The following is a 19428-nucleotide window of genomic DNA, read 5'->3' on the forward strand; positions in this document are numbered from 1 at the left end:
CGCCTTAAATCATTTCTTCGCCGCCCTTCCCGCCGAGAACGATTTCTCCGGCTTCGGCCATACGGCGGGCAATGGTGAGGATCTCTTTCTGCGCGGTTTCGACGTCGCTGACGCGCACCGGCCCTTTGGCTTCCAGGTCGTCGCGCAACAGTTCCGAGGCACGCTTGGACATGTTCTTGAAGATCTTTTCCTTGACGCCTTCGTCGGAGCCCTTGAGGGCCAGCACCAGCACGTCGGAGGACACTTCGCGCAGCAACGCCTGGATGCCACGGTCGTCGACATCGGAGAGGTTGTTGAACACGAACATGAGGTCTTCGATCTGGCCGGACAGGGTGTCGTCGATCTCGCGGATCGAGTCCATCAGCTGGCCTTCGACCGAGCTGTCGAGGAAGTTCATGATATCGGCCGCGCGCTTGATGCCACCCAAGGTGGTACGCGAGGCATTCGAGTTGCCGGAGAACTGCTTCTCCAGAATCGTGTTGAGTTCTTTGAGGGCCGCCGGCTGCACAGTGTTCAGCGACGACACGCGCAGAATGATGTCCAAGCGCACTTTATGGTCGAAGTGGCCCAGCACTTCACCGGCCTGGTCCGGGTCGAGGTAGGCCACCACGATCGCCTGGATCTGCGGGTGCTCGTAGCGGATAACGTCGGCAACGGCGCGCGGCTCCATCCATTTCAGGCTGTCGAGGCCGCTGGTGTTGCCACCGAGCAGGATGCGGTCGATCAGGCCGTTGGCTTTGTCTTCGCCCAGGGCCGAGGTGAGCATCTTGCGGATGTAGCTGTCGGAGCCGACGCCCAGGCTGGTCTGGTCGCCGACGATCTCGACGAACTCGCTCATCACCTGTTCGACTTGCTCACGGTGCACATTGCGCATTTGCGCCATGGCCACGCCCACCCGCTGAACCTCTTTGGGGCCCATGTGGCGCAGCACTTGGGCGGCGTCGGTTTCACCGAGGGACAGCAGCAGGACTGCGGCTTTGTCGACCTTGGTAAGTTTGGCAACAGCGGCTCGATCACTCATCTGCGTTAATCCACTCTTTCACGACCTGGGCCACACGACCCGGGTCTTCTGCCACCAGACTTTTGATTGCGTTCAACTGAGCGTCGTAGCCTTCGCTCGGGCTTGGCAACAGGATGCTTTGCGGGCCGCCGAGGCTGACGCGGTCGTTGGCCAGTTCGCCATCCAGGCCGCCCATGCCACCCAACTCGACATCGCTGCCACCGAAGGCCGCCAGTTGTTTCTTGCCGTTGCCGGTGATGTTGTTGAGCACTGGGCGCAGCACGCCGAACACCAGTACCAGGATGAACAACACACCCAACACTTGCTTGACGATGTCCCAGAACCAAGGCTGCGAGTAGAACGCCGGCTCAGCGATCACTTCGCCACGCTCTGCGGAGAACGGCATGTTGATCACGCTGACACTGTCGCCACGGCTGGCATCGAAACCGACGGCGTCCTGCACCAACCGAGTGAAGCGCGCCAATTCATCGGCGCTCCACGGGGCACGGGTAACGGCGCCATCGGCCGCGTTGACCTTGACTTGGTCATCGACCACCACCGACACCGACAGGCGATTGACGCGGCCTTGTTGCTGCTTGGTGTGGCTGATGGAGCGGTCGAGCTCGAAGTTCTTGGTGGACTGGTTACGCTTGTCCGCCGGGTACGGTGCGAGCATCGGCTGGCCGGTGGCCGGGTCCATGATCTGCTGGCCGTTGGCGTCCAACAGCGGTTGGCCCGGCTGGATAGCGCCGGCGGTAGCGGCAGCGCCACCGGTGGTTTGCGGGGCCGAAGCCGGCGCTGGTGGCTGGTTGCTCAGGGCACCCGGTACACCTTGCGGCGGGCCGTTGGCGGCGGTGCGTTGTTCGCTGGTGGATTGCTCGCTGCGCAGCGCCGGCTGGTCCGGGTTGAATTGCTCGGAGGTCGACTCGACGGCGCTGAAGTCCACGTCGGCGGACACTTCAGCCTTGTAGCGGTCGTTGCCCAGCACCGGTTGCAGGATGTTATGCACACGCTGGGTGAGCATGCTTTCTACACGGCGGCTGTAGTCGAACTGCTTACCGGCCTGGGTCAGCGCGGAGTTTTCGCCCTGGTCGGACAGCAGGTTGCCCTTTTGGTCTACGACGGTGATCTGCGACTTGCTCAACTCAGGAACGCTGGTGGCCACCAGGTTAATGATCGCCAGTACCTGGCCCGGCTCCAGAGAGCGGCCGGAGAACAGTTCGACCAATACCGAGGCGCTCGGCTTGCGCTCATCGCGCACAAACACTGAGCTTTTCGGAATGGCCAGGTGTACGCGTGCACCCTTGACGTTGTTCAGGCTGGAGATGGTGCGCGCCAGTTCGCCTTCCAGGCCACGACGGTAGCGAGTGGCTTCCATGAACTGGCTGGTACCCAGGCCCTGGTCCTTGTCGAGGATTTCAAACCCGATATTGCTGTCGGACGGGGTCACGCCGGCTGCCGCAAGCTTCATGCGTGCACGGGCTACATCGTCGGCCTTGACCAGCAGGGCCCCGGAGTTGGGCTCCACGGTGTAGGCGATATCGGCGGCGGCCAGGGTTTCCATGATCTGCTTGGAATCCATGCCCGCCAGGCTGCCATACAGCGGCCGGTAATCGGGTTGCTGCGACCACAACACCACGGCAAAACCAATCGCCACGCTGGCAGCCAGGCCGACCATCAGGCCCACCTGACGCAACATGGTCATTTCGGAGAGGTTTTCCAGGAACGACAGGCCAAACAGCGGCGGCTTGCCGTCTGCCTTGGCGGGTGCGTTGTCCACGACTGCTTCTGCCATGACTTAAATCTCGTCCTTAAACCGGCATCTGCATGATGTCTTGATAGGCCTGAACCAGCTTGTTACGCACCTGGGTCAACGCCTGGAACGAAACACTGGCCTTTTGCGAGGCAACCATCACATCGGTAAGGTCCACGCCGCTTTTGCCGATCTCGAAGGCGTTGGCCAACTGGCTGGAGGCTTGCTGGGTGTCACTGACTTTGTTGATGGCCTGGCCGAGCATGTCGGCGAAGCTGCTTTGGCCCAATTCTGGCGCTGGCGCGACAGATTTCGGTTGAGCCATGGCATCCATTTGCATGGAGCGCATATCCAACATCAACCGATTGAACTCAATACCCTGGCTCATGAACTTCTCTCTCCGACAACCCGCATGTTTTTTGACGCTACGCCGCAATTACTAGGGAGGTAGCAACAAGGGTGCCAGCTCTGGATCAACTCGTAAGAAAAGGCGACAAAGGTTGTCGACCTTGTTACCAGTTATGTGGCGAAAAGATACGCTTCCACATCCATTCCGGCGTCGCGCATCTGTGCCAGCTTGTAGCGCAAAGTCCGTGGGCTGATGCCCAGGCGCTCGGCAGCCTCTTTGCGGCGACCGCGCTCGGATCGCAGGGTGTCGATGATCATCTGGAATTCGCGACGACGCAGGTCGTCACCCAGCGCACCCGCGGTTTCGGCTTCCGCGACGATTGCCGCGGGCGCCAGGCTGGGCAGCGGCGCAACGCCGCTGCCCATGGCCAGGCAGAAATCCTGGGGCTGGATCAGGCCGCCCTGTTGCAGGATCAGCGCGCGCTGGATGGCGTTGTCCAACTCCCGCACGTTGCCCGGCCACGGATAACTGATCAGGCAAGCCTGGGCCTCGGCCGACAGGCGTGCCTGGGCATGCTTCATTTTTTTGACGTGGTTGTTCAGCAGGCGCTCGGCCAGCGGAATGATATCCGCCGGGCGCTCGCGCAACGGCCGCCAGGCCAGGGGGAACACCGACAGGCGGTAGAACAAATCCTCACGGAAGCGCCCCGCCGCCACTTCACCCGCCAGGTCGCGGTTGGTGGTGGCGACCACGCGAATATCCAGCTGGATCGGCTTGCGCGCGCCGACGCGCTCCACTTCACGCTCCTGCAGCACCCGCAGCAACTTGGCTTGCAGGCCCAGGGGCATTTCCGAGATTTCATCGAGCAGAATGGTGCCACCGTCCGCCTGTTCAAACTTGCCCGCCTGGGCCGCGATGGCGCCGGTGAACGAGCCTTTTTCGTGGCCGAACAGCGTGGCTTCGAGCATGTTGTCGGGGATCGCCGCGCAGTTGATGGCGATAAACGGCTGCTTGGCGCGGGTCGACTGCTGATGGATGTAACGAGCCAGCACTTCCTTGCCGGTGCCGGACTCGCCGGAAATCAACACGGTGGAATCACTGCGCGCCACGCGGGCCGCCAGTTCCAGCAATTGTGCACTGGCGGGCTCGAAGGCAATCGGACCTTCGCCGTCACTGGCCGGGATCACGCCCAAGGCATGCCGTGCGACCAGCTCAATCAACGCTTTAGGTTCGAATGGCTTGACCAGGTAATCCGCCGCGCCCTGACGCATCGCATCCACCGCGCGCTCGACAGCGCCGTGGGCGGTCATCAGCAAGACCGGCAACTGCGGTTGACGCGCGCGCAGCAGGCTGAGCAGTTGATGGCCGTCCATGCCGGGCATGTTTACATCGCTGACCACCAGGCTGAAGGACTCCTGCTCCACCGCCTCCAAGGCGTCCTCGGCAGAACCGACCGCCCGGTAATCGTGGCCCGCCAACAGCAGCGTGTCAGCCAATGCTTCACGCAGGGCGCGATCGTCTTCCACCAATAGAACCTTGATAGCCATAACCTTTTTACTCCGCGCTTGCCGCGCATGAAAACAGCGGCAAGGTCATCAATGCACAGGTGCCACGCCCAACCCGGGAATGCAGCTGCAATTCTCCCTGATGCGCACGTGCCACGGCCTTGACCACGGTCAGGCCGAGGCCGGTACCGTTGGTCTTGGTGGTGAAAAAAGGTTCGCCCAAACGCTGCAGCACGGCGGGCTCGATACCGCTACCGCTGTCGCTGATGCACAGGCGCAGGTTTTGCTCGCGGCTGTACAGGTGCACCTTGAGCCGCGCGCCGGGGCCGCTGGCCTGGGTGGCGTTCTCGATGAGGTTGAGCAGCGAACCGACCAGCGTGTCGCGGTTGCACAGCAGCTCGCCGAGGTGGCTGTCGCACTGCCAACGCACGTGCACGTCCTGGATATGGGTAGCGGCCGCCGCTTGCAGGGCCTGCATCAACTCGGCCGGCGTGATGCGGTCGGTCAGCGGCAATTCGCCGCGGGCAAACACCAGCATGTCGCGCACTTGGTGCTCCAACTCATGCAGGCGCTCCTTGAGCCGACCGGCAAAACGTTGGTGGGTGGCGACGGGCAATTGTTCATCAGTCAAATGACTGGCGTAGATCAACGCGGCCGACAGCGGTGTGCGGATCTGATGCGCCAGAGAAGCGACCATGCGTCCCAACGACGACAACCGCTCGTGGCGCGCCAGTTGGTCTTGCAGGTGCCGGGTTTCAGTCAGGTCGTTGAGCAGCACCAATTGGCCCGGCTCTGCGTCCAGGGAACGCGTGGCGATGGACAGGCGGCGCCCGTCCTTGAGGGAGATTTCGTGGCCATCGTCTTCACGCGGCGCAAAGCAGCGGGTGATGACGTGGCGCCACAGCTCACCTTCGAGCGGCAGCCCGAGCATGTCGCAGGCGGCCGGGTTGGCTTCGCGGACGCGGCCTTCTTCGTCGATGACGATCACGCCACCGGGCAACAGCGACAGCAGGTTTTGCAGACGGTTGGCCAAGCGCTCTTTCTCGGCCAGCTCTTCCATGCGCTGGGCACTGACCACCGCCAACTCGCCCTTGAGCTCGGAAACCCGGGCTTCGAGCAGGCTGTAGGAATCGGTCAGTTGGCTCGACATCTGGTTGAACTGCGAGAACGCCTGCTCAAGACCCTGCCGGGTCGGCGGTTCTACAGGCGGGACCAGCCCCTGGATGGCAGGGGCCGTAGATAGTTGGGCGGCGTGGGGCATCATGCTCTCTCGCTTGGCTGACCGTCAGTTAAACGGAACGTTGCGAGGGCTGTAGCAATACTTGTGCCGAAAAAAAACTACCTACAAAACAGTAACTTGAAAAACAGGCGTCAATCATCCGCCTGTTCATCACCTTCTTTGCGGCTCATACCGTACTTGCGCATCTTCTCCACCAGCGTGGTTCGACGGATACGCAGGCGCTCGGCGGCGCGCGCGACGATGCCGTTGGCGTCGTCCAGGGCCTGTTGGATCAGGCCTTGTTCCAGGTTGCCGAGGTAGTCCTTCAGGTCCAGGCCTTCGGGCGGCAGCATGGCAGTGGAGCCGAAATCCGGGGTATGACCGTTGATCGCCACCCGCTCTTCCATGTCGCTGCGCAGGCTGTCGACCAGTTGCTCGTCTTCGTCGTCGACGTAGCGGAATTTCTTCGGCAACTCGACCACGCCGATCACCCCGTAGGGGTGCATGATCGCCATGCGCTCCACCAGGTTCGCCAACTCGCGTACGTTACCTGGCCAGCCGTGACGGCACAGAGACATGATCGCGGCGGAGTTGAAACGGATCGAGCCGCGCTTTTCGTGTTCCATGCGCGAGATCAGTTCGTTCATCAGCAGCGGGATGTCTTCCACGCGCTCACGCAACGGGGCCATCTCGATAGGGAATACGTTGAGGCGGTAGTACAGGTCTTCGCGGAAGCTCCCGACCTCGATCATGCTTTCGAGGTTCTTGTGGGTCGCCGCGATGATGCGTACATCGACGCTCTGGGTCTTGTTGCTGCCCACGCGTTCGAAGGTGCGCTCCTGCAACACGCGCAGCAGTTTGACTTGCATCGGCAGTGGCATGTCGCCGATTTCGTCAAGGAACAGGGTGCCGCCGTTGGCCAGCTCGAAACGCCCGGCACGGCTGGTGATCGCCCCGGTAAAGGCGCCCTTCTCATGGCCGAATAATTCGCTTTCGAGCAGCTCTGCCGGGATCGCCCCGCAGTTGACCGGCACAAAAGGCCCGTCGCGGCGCTTGGAGTGATAGTGCAGGTTGCGTGCGACCACTTCCTTGCCCGTGCCTGACTCGCCGAGGATCAGCACGCTGGCGTCGGTGTCGGCCACTTGCTGCATCATCTGGCGTACGTGCTGGATGGCGCGGCTGGTGCCGACCAGGCTGCGGAACAGGTTGGGTTCGCGATGACGACCGCGCTCGCGGGCCTGGTCGTACATCTCGCGATAGACCTGGGCGCGGTGCAGGGAGTCGAGCAATTTGCTGTAGCTGGGGGGCATTTCCAGGGTGGAAAGCACGCGGCGGCGCTGGTCTTCCGGCAGCTCGACAGAAGAAATATCGCCCATTAGCAACACGGGAAGGAACTCATCCCAGGTAGACAGTGTCTTTAACAAGCCCAAAACAGCGCCAGGAGCGTTTACCGTCCCGATCAGCACGCATATGACTTCACGGCTCGACGACAATGAGCTGACCACCTGCTGCCAATCATGGCTGCCGCAGGGCAAATTTTCTTCACCGAGAAAATTTAAAATCACCGCCAAGTCGCGGCGGCGGACGCTATCGTCATCGATCAGCAGAATTTTGGTTTCACGCCACATGCAATAGCAACTTCCCTAGTAAAACTTCCTGCCCGAGATTGAGGGCAATCGAGGCGCCTGTAAGACTTCTTACCTTACTAGACGTCTGAAATCTGAAAACAGCACTAGTTAAGTCAAAAAAGCTGGCACGGTCAAATTTATGACGCACCGGTAGGATTAACTGCGACTGTTCAGCCGAACAGATGGTAAACCTTTGACGCGTTTTTCGCTTGGTTGATCTGCGACATCTCTTCGAAAATCGCCTGGCGCTCGCCAGTCGTCACCTCAAGTAGTTGCTGGTATACCGCCAGCAAGCTTTCAAGCTTCTCCCGCAACGCATCCTCATCTACCGGCGCTTCGCTGAGTACTTCGTCGATCACGTGACGGCAGCCCAGGTCCAGTTCGCCGATGGCGTCCCAGTTGCGGTCCGCCAGCGCGCCCATCAGCGCCTCACGGGTTTCATCAATGCGTTGCAGTGCTTGGCTCATGATGTGTTCCTCAAGGCCCTCAGGCCTTTCTCTGCTGCGCCTTACTCGGTAACAGCCTGTGGCGCCGCGATAGCGTCCCAGCCTTCTTTTACGGTGATCAGCAAACGCGCCACTTCATCGATCATGTCGGCGTCGTTATGCACGTTCGCTTCCATCAGTCGGTTGGTCATATATGCATACAAACTTTCCAACTGCTGGACGTAAGCCGGGTTATCACTCTTTGCTGCATCCAAGCCGTCACGCAGGCCGATCACGATATCAATCGCCTTGCCGAGCATCAGGCCCTTGGCCGCGATGTCGCCACGCGCCAGCGCACCCTTGGCTTGGGCCATGCGATCAAGGCCGCCTTCCATCAGCATCTGCACCAGGCGATGTGGGCTGGCTTCGGAGATCTGAGCATGGGAATTGACCTTCTGGTATTGGCGAAGGGCTCTCATGGGATTCATGTTTCTACCTCGTGACAGGCGACAGCGAAAAGGATTTCAGTAACCAATATGTCGACTGGCTCGCAAAAAGCTTTAGCGCGAGTCGTCGTCTGATACAAAAAGGCCAGGCAGTTAGCCTGGCCTTTTGCGTTAGCTGGGATCAACTATTAGTTTTAGGGTTGTTCAAGGCATTTAGCGTGGTCATGACGCTGGTGCTTTGCTGGCGCAATTGAGCGACCAGGGTGTCCATGGCGTTGTATTTGTCGGAGAGGCTCTTGGTCAGCAGGTCCATGCGTTCGTTCAAGGTATCCTGCTGTTTAGACAGGTCTTTCAGACTGTCGGACAATGAGGTTGAACGCGTGGCTAGAACGCCCGTGGACGCCTTGGCAAAGTCGTCCGTGGCGCTTTTCATGCGCGCCAGCATGCCGTTTTTACCTGTGAACATGCTATTGATGTCAGCCGCATTGGTTTTAGCCGCCGCATCCCACTTTTTGTCATCCATTGTCAGCAGCCCAGTCGTGGAACTGGTGCTCACGCCAAACTGAGCCAACGACTTGAAGGTGCCGGTTCCGGAAATGGTATTGAACTCATTCCGGATTGAAGCCTGCAGCGACCGCATGGTCGAATCGCCCGTGAGCGCTGCCGCAGTGGTGCTACCGTCCAGGTTCTTGGTGATCTTGGTTTCAGCGTTCATGGCCGTGATCAAGGCGTTGTAACTATCGATGAAGCCTTTGACCCCGGACTTCAAGGCGGTGTTATTGGTACTTACAGTGATGAGCGTCGCAGTTCGCTCAGCTGTAGGGCTCGTATCGCCAACCGTTTTGGTCGCTGAAACCGACAGCAACTTGATGTTGACGCCACTGAGTGCGCCTTCGATATTGTTGGTCTTGGAAACGGACGCAACGCCATCGATGCTGTACAGAGCGTCCTTAGGAGGATCGACCACTGTCGAGCCTACGTCCAGCCCGGAATTACCCGACAGCGTCAGGTCCGAGCCCGTGCCCATGGTGGTGGAGGTCAGGATCAACCGCGAACCATTGGAGTCGGTCTGGATGTTGGCACTCAAACCAGAGGTGCCGAACTGGGTATTGATCGAATCGCGCACTTGCTGCAAGGTCGCGCCGGCCGGAATATTGACGTCGTAGTTCTTGCCCGACTGACTGATTGTCAAGGTCGTCGGCTTGTCCGTGGCGTTTACCACAGTAGACGTGCCGCCGGCGAAGTTCTTAGTCGACAGCTTGGACGCTTGGGCCAATTGGCTGACAATCAAGCGGAAGCTACCGTTCGACGCGGTGTTACTGGCCGTCATGGTGGCGACCTTTTCATCCGAGGATGAGCCGGTCAAGCCCGTGAAGCTGGAGCTGGCAGTCATATTGTCCAGGGCGCCGCGAAAAGCATCCAGTGCCGCCTGAATCTTACCTATCGAAGACAGCGTGGTGGTCGCCTTCTGGGACGCGGTATTGATCTGCGTCTGCTTGGGCACCTTCTCGGCGTCCACCAAGGACTTCACGATCGCTTGCGTATCGATATTCGAACCGATACCACTTACCGTTGAACCCGCCATCTTCGTTTCTCCTGTTCGGTGGCTGCCGTTATCTTGACTGACGAAGCCTCAAGACATGACAGCAACAAATTTCATGCCAGCTTAGACCTTGTCATCAAACAACAAGTGGCTCGCGCTGGAAAGGTTCTGGGCCAGCTTCAATGCCGTTTCCGAGGGGATCTGGCGAATCACTTCACCGCTATCGGTGGCGATGACCTTGACGACCACACGATGGGTGGAGTCATCAATGGAAAAATCCAGTTTACGCTGGGACGCTTGTACGAATTCGCGAATATCGGTAACTGCTTTTTCCAGGTCCGCACGCTCAGGCTCTTTGCCTGTGGCCGGGGTTTCCTGGACTTTAGTGACGCTCTTGTCGGCGGACACCTGCACAGGTGCGCCTTGAGGGGCAACCGGCGGATAAGACTGGTTCAGCTTTACACTCATGTCCATGTCCAATCTCCTCTAAACCGAAAAAACGGAAGGGCACTCAGCGCGCCCTTCCGTTAGTGACCAAGCGCTGGAGTTACTGAAGCAGCTTCAGTACAGCGGATGGCAGCTGGTTAGCCTGCGACAGGATCGCGGTGGAAGCCGATTGCAGGGTTTGTTGCTTGGTCAGCTCGGCGGTTTCGGAAGCGAAGTCGACGTCCTGAACGGTGGAACGTGCAGCGGTGGAGTTCTTCTGAATGTTCTGCAGGTTGTCTGCAGTGGTAGTCAGACGGTTCTGGGTAGCACCCAGGCCCGAACGAACGCCGTCGATGGTGCCGATGGCTTTGTCGAGTACAGCAATAGCGTTTTGTGCGTTGTTGGCGTCAGTTACGTCGGTTTGGGCAACAGACGTCTTCTTGGAAGAGATCTGAGCTGCGCCAAACAGGTCGGTTACCGAAGTACCGGTAGCGCCGTTGGCCAAGGAGTAGCCTTTAGCCGAATCCAGCGAGATCTGGCCAGTTGCAACAATCACGCCTGCAGCAGCAGCGGCAAGAGGAGTAGCAGTAGCAGCGTATGCGCCGGAACCGTCTTTGACCTTGATACCAACGGCGTCAGCGCCAACAGCGTCGCTGGTGAAGCTCAGGTTTTCGCCGGAGTCGGATTTGACTTGCAGAGTGCCTTTAGCTTCGTCGTAGTTAACGCTGATGCCCAGTTTGGCAGCGTTAGACTTCAACTGGTCAGCCAGGTCAGCAGTGCTGGTTACACCAACGAACTTAACGGAGGCGGAACCGACGCCGATGCTGAAGTTAGCTGGAACACCGGTAGCACCCTTGGTCTTGGTCTCGTCTACCGAGAATTCAACTTCGGTGCTGGCAGTAGCGCTCAGGCCACCGACGGCGCCATTCAGGCTTGCAGCGATGGTCTTGGCCGAGTCGCCGGCGTTAACTGCAACTGTCGAAGACTGACCGTTACCGGTGATGGCGATGGAGCCAGCAGCCAGGCCAGTAGCGCTAGGGGTAACCGCTACGCTCTTGATTTGCTGCGAACCAATATTGTTGGCTGCAACGTTTTCCAGGCTCAGGTTGATGGTTTCGTTAGCGTTGGCGCCAACCTGGATTGCTTTGGTACCGTACGAACCGTCCAGCAGCTTCTGGCCACCGAAAGTAGTGGTTTGCGAGATACGGGTCAGTTCCGAAGTCAGAGCCTGGTATTCGTCGTTGTTCGACTTACGGTCGTCAGGGCTGAGCGAGCCAGTAGCGGAAGACAGAGCCAGGGTACGCATTTTTTGCAGGATGTCGGTCGAAGCCTGCATCGCGCCTTCAGCGGTCTGAGCGATCGAGATACCGTCGTTCACGTTTTTGACTGCTTGGCCCAGGCCGTTGATTTGGCTGGTCAGGCGGTTAGCGATCTGCAGGCCGGCAGCGTCGTCTTTAGCGCTGTTGATACGCAGGCCGGAAGACAGGCGCTGCATAGAAGTGGCCAGGGCGCCGCCAGCTTTGTTCAGGTTGCTCTGAGTAGTGATCGAAGCAATGTTGGTGTTTACTGTTAAAGCCATGACGAAATCCTCGTTGGATGGATACTGCGGCTTCCGGCCCTGGCAACCGCCGGGTGTGGCCTGAGAACCTACGTAATAGTTATCGTCGTGGTAGCCGGTTGCTTGAGGATTTTTTTGAAAATATTTACTGGCGTCGTGCCACCCCTTGTAATTCAAGGGTTTACGCAGGCTCGAAACCCCGATTTCATTGGGTTTTCTGGCGCCAAATAAAAAACGCCGATGATCTTTCGATCATCGGCGTTTTTTTATTGAAGCGATTAAAGCATCAAGGGCGATAAAGAATCGCCGAACCCCACGACAGGCCCACACCAAAACCACTGATGGCCACGCGCTTCCAGGTGGCGTCCATCACGTGTTTTTCCAGCAGCAACGGAATGCTCGATGAAACGGTGTTGCCGGTCTCGACCATGTCCTTGATGAACTTGTCCACCGGAGCGTCTTCAAACCGACGCGCCACGGCGTCGACAATAGCCGCACTGCCCTGGTGAATGCAGAAGGCATCAATCTCGTCAGCCTTGAGGTCCGACTCGTTGAGCAGCTCGTGCAAATGCGCCGGCACTTTAAGCAGCGCGAAGTTGAACACCTGGCGGCCATTCATAAAGAACACGCCGTCGCTGACCTTAAGGTGCGGTGCGCCGGAACCGTCGGTGCCGAACTTGGACTTGCCGAGCAACCACGGCGCGTCTTCGCCCATCCAGGTGGCGGTGGCAGCATCGCCGAACAGCATGGTGGTGTTGCGGTCTTCCGGGTCGACGATCTTCGAGTACGGGTCGGCGGTGATCAACAGGCCGTTTTTCAAGCCCGTGGCCTCCATGAAGCCTTTCATCGCATAGATGCCATACACATAGCCCGAGCAGCCCAGGGAAATATCGAACGCCGCGACGTGAGTCGGCAGGCCGAGTTTGTCCTGGACGATGGCGGCGGTGTGGGGCAAGCCCTCTTCATCACCGTTCTGGGTCACGACGATCAGTGCGTCGATGGACTCGCGCTTCAAATCCGGGTTGTTGGCAAACAAAGCGTTGACCGCTTCGACACACAGGTCAGACGTTTCCTGCGCGGCATCCTTGCGCGGCAAAAACGCCGAACCGATCTTGCCAATGATGAACTCTTCATCCTTGGCGAATTTGGCACCCTGAGCGTAGTTATCGATCCCGTCTGCCGGCACGTAACTGGCGATGCTTTTTATGCCAATCATTGTGGCTTCCCAATACTAAATAGCTGGAGAACACCCCAGGGCCTGGGCCCGGAGTGCTGACAATAAAGGGGATAACCCCATAAAAATCTCGCTGAAAGCCGCCTCGCAAGGACCCTGTGACGACTTATCCTTTTCACACGATACAGTGAAGATGCGCTTTATGACTCACAGGTCACTCAATTTTGTGTGCTTTGTGCAAAACCTTCAAACAATTAAACCCCATAAACGACAACGGCCCGCCCTGTTTCCAGAGCGGGCCGCTTGACGTAATGCCGCTTACATCTTGTTGAACAGGCTCAACTGCGAGATTTTCACGAAGGCCAATTGCGAGGCTTCCAGCATGGTTTGCTGAAGTGTCAGGTTGATCGCGGCCTCGCCCATGTCGATGTTCGCCAGCGCGCTCATTGTGGTTTTATTGGCTAGGCCGACGCTTTCGTTTTCGCTGGACTGCACCGTTAGGGCGTTCTGCCGCGCGCCAATGGAGCCGCGCACATTGTCCACCTGATCGGAAGAACTGGTCAGGTTACTTACAGCGGAGTTCAGGGCATCCTGCAGCTTAATGCGTGCCCCCGGGATACCATCAGCCGGTTGCTCCAGAGCCTTGCGCAACTGACTCAAGGTGTCGAGGGCACTCTGGGTTTTCTGGGTGCTTGCGCCGACCGAAAACTGATCACCGACATTGGGCGTACCGCTCAGGCCAAAGGTAACACCCGCTGCCGTGATCGAATTCGGCGTGGTGGTGGTGTCGATGACGCCCGAATCAATCGCCTTGCTGTTGGCGCTGTACGGCTGCGTAAACACCTGGAAAGCCGTCGGGTCGGTGTCGCTGAACTTGATCACCACGCCGCTGTTGGCCGGAAAGGTGCTGGCATATTTGGCAGGGCTGCTGACGGTGGCATTTGTCAGTTGCGTCGCTGAGGTATTACTCGCGGTGCGCGACACGTTGAACACGTCCGGCTTGGCGGAAAGGCTGAACTCGCGGCCTTTGACCATCGCATCAGCGTCAGGCCCAGTAGCCTTGTCGGTGAGATCAACGGTGATATCAAATTTGACCCCACGCAGGTTGACGCTGGCGCTGCCCTCCTTGGTAGAGTCGAATGTCCCATTACCTGGGAGCTGCGAGGTAATGTCGTTGTTGTTTTTGTCCGTTACCACGTACTGGGTGCTGCTGGTAAAGGTCAGCTTGTACGGCTGGCCGTCGGCGAAGGACTTGTTGTAGTCGACACCTGATGTCACCAAACCGGCCGAGATGGCGACTTTGTTGTCATCCACTTGCGACGGTGTTGTCGCAGGTGGCACAGGAGCAGGCGTGGTGTATTTGGTCTGGGTGCGGCTGTTGTTGGCCGCCCCTTCCAGAATGGTCTTGCCGGTGTCGCCTGCGCGAACGGTCAACGTCTCGGAAACCTGCAGACTGAGCTCATTCTCGTCACCCTGATAGTTGTAGGTGCCGTCAATGTTGCGTGAGTACGGTGGCGTCTCGGTCTTGGAACCGGAGAACAGGTAGTTGCCCGCCGCATCCTTGCTGTTGAGCAAGCCCAGCAGTTGGTCCTCAAGGGCACCCACCTCGACCGAGATGGATTTGCGGTCGGCATCACTGGTGACGCCACCGGCCTTCAACGCCAACTGGCTGGCGGCCTGGATCGTCGCACTGATCGCCGTCAGCACACTTTCTTCGTTAGTCAGCGAACTCTGGATGTTGGAAATATTGCCGCTGAACTGCGCCAGCATATCTTTCTGCTGCTGCAACATCAGCAAACGCTGCGCGGCCACTGGATCATCTCCAGCGGTCTGTACACGCACGCCGGAACTCGCCTGCTCTTGAGCCTGTACTACGCCGGAATAGTTGTTCTGGTACTTGGCGGCACTGGTGTCGAAATACTGCTGTGTAGAAATGCGCATCGTCCCAGACTCCCTTAAAGACTATTAATCAGCGTGCTGAAGGTTTCTTGCGCAGCCTTGATGATCTGCGACGACGCTGTGTAGTACTGCTGGAACTTGATCATGTCGCCCGCCTCTTCGTCCAGGTTGACCTGGGACACGGAGTTGCGCGCATTTTTGTTAGCCGTCAGCAACGCATTGGTGGCCGTGGTGTCAGTGGTGGCCGCAGCGGCCTTGGCGCCAACGGTGGACACCAACTTGCTGTTGGCCCCGACCAGGCTGGTGCCGCCGGTACCATCTGTCGCCACGCCCACGGTGGCCTTGGTTTGCAGATTCAGCAGTTGCTGGGCATTGCGGTTGTCGGATACGCCCGTGGCGTTAAACGAAAAGGTGGTGCTGTCCCCATCGGTCGGCGAGCCCGCAACCGTGGTGTCAAAGCCAAAACTCTTGGCCGGCACCACCAGGGCACCGCTGGCATCACGCATCGGCACGTTGACGGTGATTTTATTGGCCTGCCCCGGAATGATGGTCCCCGAGCCGATAGGATCGCCCTTGGCGTCGTTAAGGGTATAGCTCTGAGTGCCATCAGCCGCCGGCTTGCCGAACACCATCTTCACCGGCATCGAATTTTCAATGCCAACGCGAAGCTGCGCGGTAGTGGCGCCACCCTGGATATCCAAGGGCAGGGTCAGGGTCGGCGGAGTGAAGCTACCGGTACCCTGGTTGGTTTTGCTGGCCTCCCCTTTCAGCGGCGCGGCAAACGCAATCTTGCTCGGGTCGTTGAGGACGGTACCGATATCCTGGGCGCCACTGGCGGTCGGGCTGACTTTAAAGCTGTCACCCGCCTGCATCGGTCCGTTCGTGAGTTCCAGGGTAAAACCATCGATCACCGAGGGCGGTGTAGCCGAGATATCAAACGCGCCCATGGCTTTGCCATCAGAGCGCTCGACGGTGACTTTGTTGAGATCGGCAGGGTCGCTGAAGGTGACCTTGTAATCGAAGTTGGTCAGCTTGCTGGTGTCCTTGATCGTAACACCCAGGCTACCAACGCCCTGATTGCCTTGAGCGGAAAGGCTACGCAGCGCGACAGACGCAGCGCTGTTGATGTCCTTGAACATCGACGAGCCGAATTCGCCGTTCAGATCGATGCCCTGGCCCAGCTGGCTGTTGATCGTATCGGCAGTGACGATAGCAATGCGACCCAGGTCATTGATGGCCGGCATCAACACATCGCTGCGATAGCGCAACAAGCCGCCGATGCTGCCACCACTGATCACGTTGCCCAGGTCCATCGCCGTCCCGCCAGACGCATTCATCTGAATCGTGTACTGGCTGGTGTCGCTCTTGCTCGGTACGGCGGAAAGGGTGTTGGACCGATCGCCCAGCACCAGGGACTGGCCAGTACCGGTGCTGACGCTGAACACACCGTTCTTCTCGCTGGCGTTCACGCCGATCAACTCATTGAGCGAACGTACGGCTTCGGCGCGCGCGTCCAGCAGGTTGGCCGGGGTGGTGTTCGAAGACCCCTGCACCTGGGTGATCTGCTTGTTGAGCGAAGCAATCGACGAAGTCAGCTGGTTGACCTGGTCGGTCAAGGAGGTCAGCTGGCTGTTAATGGTTTCTTTCTGCTGGCTCAACTGGCTGGAGATCGAGTTGAAGCGGTTGCTCAATGTCTGGGCGCTGGTCAGCAGTATCTGGCGAGCCGAGGTATCGCTCGGGTTGGCCGAAGCGGTCTGAACAGCGGCAAAGAACGAACTGAGCACGGCCGACATGCCCGTCGTCTTGTCCGACAACGTCTTGTCCACGGCGCTCACTTGATCCAGGTAAGCCTTGGCATCGCTATTGAGCGAGGTGCTGTTCTGGTACGCCGTGTCCAGGTATTCGTTGTACACCCGGCGCACGTCGGCCAGGGTGGTGCCGCTGCCGATGAACACGCCGCCATACTGGTTCGACGCATTGGCGCTCTGGGTGGTCTGCTGACGCGAATAGCCTGCGGTATTGGCGTTGGCGATGTTGTTACTCAAGACCGACAACGATCCTTGAGCGGCGTTAAGCCCCGACATCCCGATATTGAGCAAACTCATGGTTCAGACCTTATAAATGAGTGGTTGCGCCAGCGGCAGCGTAGTTCTGGTAACTGTTCATCGTTTTAGCGATCTGCGAAATCTTGCTGGCGTAGGCCGGGTCGGTTGCGTACCCGGCTTTTTGCAACTCGCGTACAAACTGTTCCGGGTTGTCGGCCGACTTCACAACTTCTTTATAGCGATCATTGCTTTGCAGCAAGGTCACCAGGTCGTGGAAGCTGTCCTGGTACGAGCTGTAGGAACGGAACTGCGCCGTCTCCTTGACCATCGCCCCGTCGCGGAACTCGCTGGTGATTGCACGGGCCTGGCCGCCCTGCCAACTCTGGCCGGCCTTGATGCCGAACAGGTTATGGCTGCTGCTGCCGTCTTCGGCGCGCATCACCGATTTACCCCAACCGGTTTCCAGTGCGGCCTGGGCCACCAAGTACTTCGGATCGATACCAATGCGCGCGGCAGCCGCCTTGGCCATCGGCAACATGGTGGCGACAAATTCATCCTGCGAACTGAAGGCTTTTTTCGCCGGCGCCAGCGGTGGCTGGGCAACGGCGCGACCGTAGACCTGCATGCGCCCGCTCGGCACGGCGAAGGTGCGCGCGGTGCTGTTGACCACGTTGTCGTCGGCGGCACTGTTACGCAGCGGTGCGCTTTTGGCATCGATCGCGACCGGCGCGTTCGGCACGATGCCGGCGAGCAAGCGATCGGTCAGTTTGCTTGGCAAGGCGATACGGCGCTGGTTCATCAGCTCCATGTCATTGCTGTGGGACGCTGCGGCGCCAGCCTGGGGCTCAGCCACGCGATACGCCCACAACGGGCGCTGGCCATTGGAGCGGCCCAACGGACCCTCAGCCTGGGTGCCTGCGGCAATTTCCGTCGGCACCGCGACTTTTTTCGCCGACTCGACCGCCGCCGGGCCTTGCAGCGTGGCGGCCTGGGCCGCCACCGGTTTGTTCTTCTGCATCTGGCGCATCAGCACGTCGGCCAGGCCGATACCACCGCCTTCACGGGACATCGAGACGGCCAACTGCTGGTCGTACATTTCCTGGTACTGCTTGGCCGCCGGCGTGTTCAGCGGGTTGTCTTTACCCAACGCCTCGGTAGCCGAACGCATGGACTTGAGCATCTCGCTCAAAAACAGCGATTCGAACTCCTGCGCCACCTTGCGCATGTTGCCTTCGCTGTTCTTGTCGTCGCCGACCTTGAGCTGGTTAAGCCGGTTCAAGTCGGAGTAAGACCCCGAGTCCGCCGTACTGCTTATACCGCTCTTGCGCATGTCCATGACCATGGCCTCAGATCACGATCAGGTCGGCTTGCAAGGCGCCGGCCTGTTTCAATGCTTCAAGGATCGCCATCAAGTCGCCGGGCGCTGCGCCCACTTGGTTCACCGCACGGACAATCTCATCCAGGGTGGTGCCGGGGCCGAACTTGAACATCGGCTTGGCTTCTTGCTGGGCGTTGACGCGCGAGCGTGGCACCACCGCCGTCTGGCCGTTGGACAAAGGCCCAGGCTGGCTGACGATAGGGTCTTCGGTGATGGTCACGGTCAGGCTGCCGTGGGTCACCGCAGCGGGCGACACCTTGACGTTCTGGCCGATCACGATGGTACCGGTCCGCGAGTTGATGATGACTTTGGCCACCGCCTGCCCTGGGTCCACTTCGAGGTTTTCCAGGATCGACAGGTAATCCACGCGTTGGCTTGGGTCCAGCGGCGCGGTGACGCGGATCGAGCCGCCGTCGATGGCCTGGGCGACGCCAGGGCCGAGCATGTTGTTGATCTTGTCGACCACGCGCTTGGCGGTGGTGAAGTCGGAGCGGTTGAGGTTCAGGGTCAGGCTGTTGCCCTGGTTGAAACCGCTCGGCACGGTGCGTTCAACCGTGGCGCCGCCCGGAATACGACCGGCCGACGGCACGTTGACGGTGATCTTCGAACCGTCACGGCCTTCGGCATCGAACCCGCCCACCACCAGGTTGCCCTGGGCGATGGCGTAGACGTTGCCATCGATACCTTTCAAAGGCGTCATCAGCAAGGTGCCGCCGCGCAGGCTTTTCGAGTTACCGATGGACGACACCGTAATGTCCACCACCTGGCCCGGCTTGGAGAACGCCGGCAAGTCGGCACTGATGGACACGGCCGCGACGTTTTTCAACTGCACGTTGCCCGAGCCCGCCGGTACCTTGATGCCGAACTGCGAAAGCATGTTGTTGAAGGTCTGCAGGGTGAACGGCGTCTGGGTGGTCTGGTCACCCGTACCGCTGAGCCCCACCACCAGGCCGTAGCCGATCAACTGGTTGGAACGCACGCCGGAAATGCTGGCGATGTCTTTCAGGCGCTCGGCCTGGGCGACAGCGCTCAAGGAAAGCAGGAGTGCGGCCGCCAACAGCTGTTTGAAGTTCAAAGTGG

The 19428-nt window shown here is 59.3% G+C and carries 16 protein-coding genes; all 16 read right to left on the bottom strand.

Annotation, left to right across the window (positions count from 1 at the left end; genetic code table 11):
- Positions 1-4: 4 nt before the first annotated feature.
- The 16 genes from fliG to ACI512_RS26600 all read right to left on the bottom strand — a co-directional run bounded on the left by fliG (position 5) and on the right by ACI512_RS26600 (position 19423).
- Complete coding sequence (fliG, locus tag ACI512_RS26525; protein ID WP_015885192.1) at positions 5-1021, bottom strand: flagellar motor switch protein FliG; 1017 nt, start codon at positions 1019-1021, stop codon at positions 5-7.
- Positions 1014-2795: a flagellar basal-body MS-ring/collar protein FliF gene (fliF, locus tag ACI512_RS26530; protein ID WP_064052726.1), complete on the bottom strand. Its 1782-nt coding sequence runs from the start codon at positions 2793-2795 to the stop codon at positions 1014-1016. The genes fliG and fliF overlap by 8 nt, the downstream gene beginning before the upstream one ends.
- 16 nt (positions 2796-2811) lie before the next feature.
- Complete coding sequence (fliE, locus tag ACI512_RS26535; protein WP_015885194.1) at positions 2812-3141, bottom strand: flagellar hook-basal body complex protein FliE; 330 nt, start codon at positions 3139-3141, stop codon at positions 2812-2814.
- A 131-nt stretch (positions 3142-3272) separates the two neighbouring features.
- Complete coding sequence (locus tag ACI512_RS26540; protein ID WP_405121428.1) at positions 3273-4649, bottom strand: sigma-54-dependent transcriptional regulator; 1377 nt, start codon at positions 4647-4649, stop codon at positions 3273-3275.
- Between the two features lie 7 nt (positions 4650-4656).
- The gene (locus ACI512_RS26545) at positions 4657-5868 is read right to left on the bottom strand and encodes a PAS domain-containing sensor histidine kinase (protein ID WP_236383557.1); all 1212 of its coding nucleotides are present in this window, start codon (positions 5866-5868) and stop codon (positions 4657-4659) included.
- Between the two features lie 110 nt (positions 5869-5978).
- Complete coding sequence (locus tag ACI512_RS26550; protein ID WP_015885197.1) at positions 5979-7454, bottom strand: sigma-54 dependent transcriptional regulator; 1476 nt, start codon at positions 7452-7454, stop codon at positions 5979-5981.
- A 170-nt stretch (positions 7455-7624) separates the two neighbouring features.
- Positions 7625-7921 (bottom strand): flagellar assembly protein FliT, encoded by a 297-nt coding sequence (locus tag ACI512_RS26555; protein WP_015885198.1) that lies wholly within the window; start codon positions 7919-7921, stop codon positions 7625-7627.
- Positions 7922-7962: 41 nt separating this feature from the next.
- The gene (fliS, locus tag ACI512_RS26560; protein ID WP_046036029.1) at positions 7963-8367 is read right to left on the bottom strand and encodes a flagellar export chaperone FliS; all 405 of its coding nucleotides are present in this window, start codon (positions 8365-8367) and stop codon (positions 7963-7965) included.
- 139 nt (positions 8368-8506) lie between these two features.
- Entirely contained in the window at positions 8507-9910 is a 1404-nt protein-coding gene (fliD, locus tag ACI512_RS26565) for a flagellar filament capping protein FliD (RefSeq protein WP_231808606.1), read from the bottom strand.
- A gap of 81 nt (positions 9911-9991) precedes the next feature.
- Positions 9992-10342: a flagellar protein FlaG gene (locus ACI512_RS26570; RefSeq protein WP_064052723.1), complete on the bottom strand. Its 351-nt coding sequence runs from the start codon at positions 10340-10342 to the stop codon at positions 9992-9994.
- 73 nt (positions 10343-10415) lie between these two features.
- Positions 10416-11873, bottom strand: a complete 1458-nt coding sequence (locus ACI512_RS26575) for a flagellin (protein WP_064052722.1) — start codon at positions 11871-11873, stop codon at positions 10416-10418.
- Positions 11874-12138: 265 nt separating this feature from the next.
- On the bottom strand, positions 12139-13068 hold the full coding sequence (locus ACI512_RS26580) for a ketoacyl-ACP synthase III (RefSeq protein ID WP_015885203.1): 930 nt from the start codon (positions 13066-13068) through the stop codon (positions 12139-12141).
- 276 nt (positions 13069-13344) lie between these two features.
- The gene (locus ACI512_RS26585; RefSeq protein ID WP_015885204.1) at positions 13345-14967 is read right to left on the bottom strand and encodes a flagellar hook-associated protein 3; all 1623 of its coding nucleotides are present in this window, start codon (positions 14965-14967) and stop codon (positions 13345-13347) included.
- A gap of 14 nt (positions 14968-14981) precedes the next feature.
- On the bottom strand, positions 14982-17030 hold the full coding sequence (gene flgK, locus ACI512_RS26590) for a flagellar hook-associated protein FlgK (RefSeq protein ID WP_236383741.1): 2049 nt from the start codon (positions 17028-17030) through the stop codon (positions 14982-14984).
- Between the two features lie 10 nt (positions 17031-17040).
- Positions 17041-18312, bottom strand: coding sequence for a flagellar assembly peptidoglycan hydrolase FlgJ (flgJ, locus tag ACI512_RS26595; RefSeq protein WP_405121429.1), 1272 nt, complete (start codon positions 18310-18312; stop codon positions 17041-17043).
- 4 nt (positions 18313-18316) lie between these two features.
- Complete coding sequence (locus ACI512_RS26600; RefSeq protein WP_236380890.1) at positions 18317-19423, bottom strand: flagellar basal body P-ring protein FlgI; 1107 nt, start codon at positions 19421-19423, stop codon at positions 18317-18319.
- Between the last annotated feature and the right edge of the window lie 5 nt (positions 19424-19428).

Origin of the sequence: Pseudomonas petroselini (assembly GCF_045037875.1) — a bacterium.
Lineage (GTDB): Bacteria > Pseudomonadota > Gammaproteobacteria > Pseudomonadales > Pseudomonadaceae > Aquipseudomonas > Aquipseudomonas petroselini.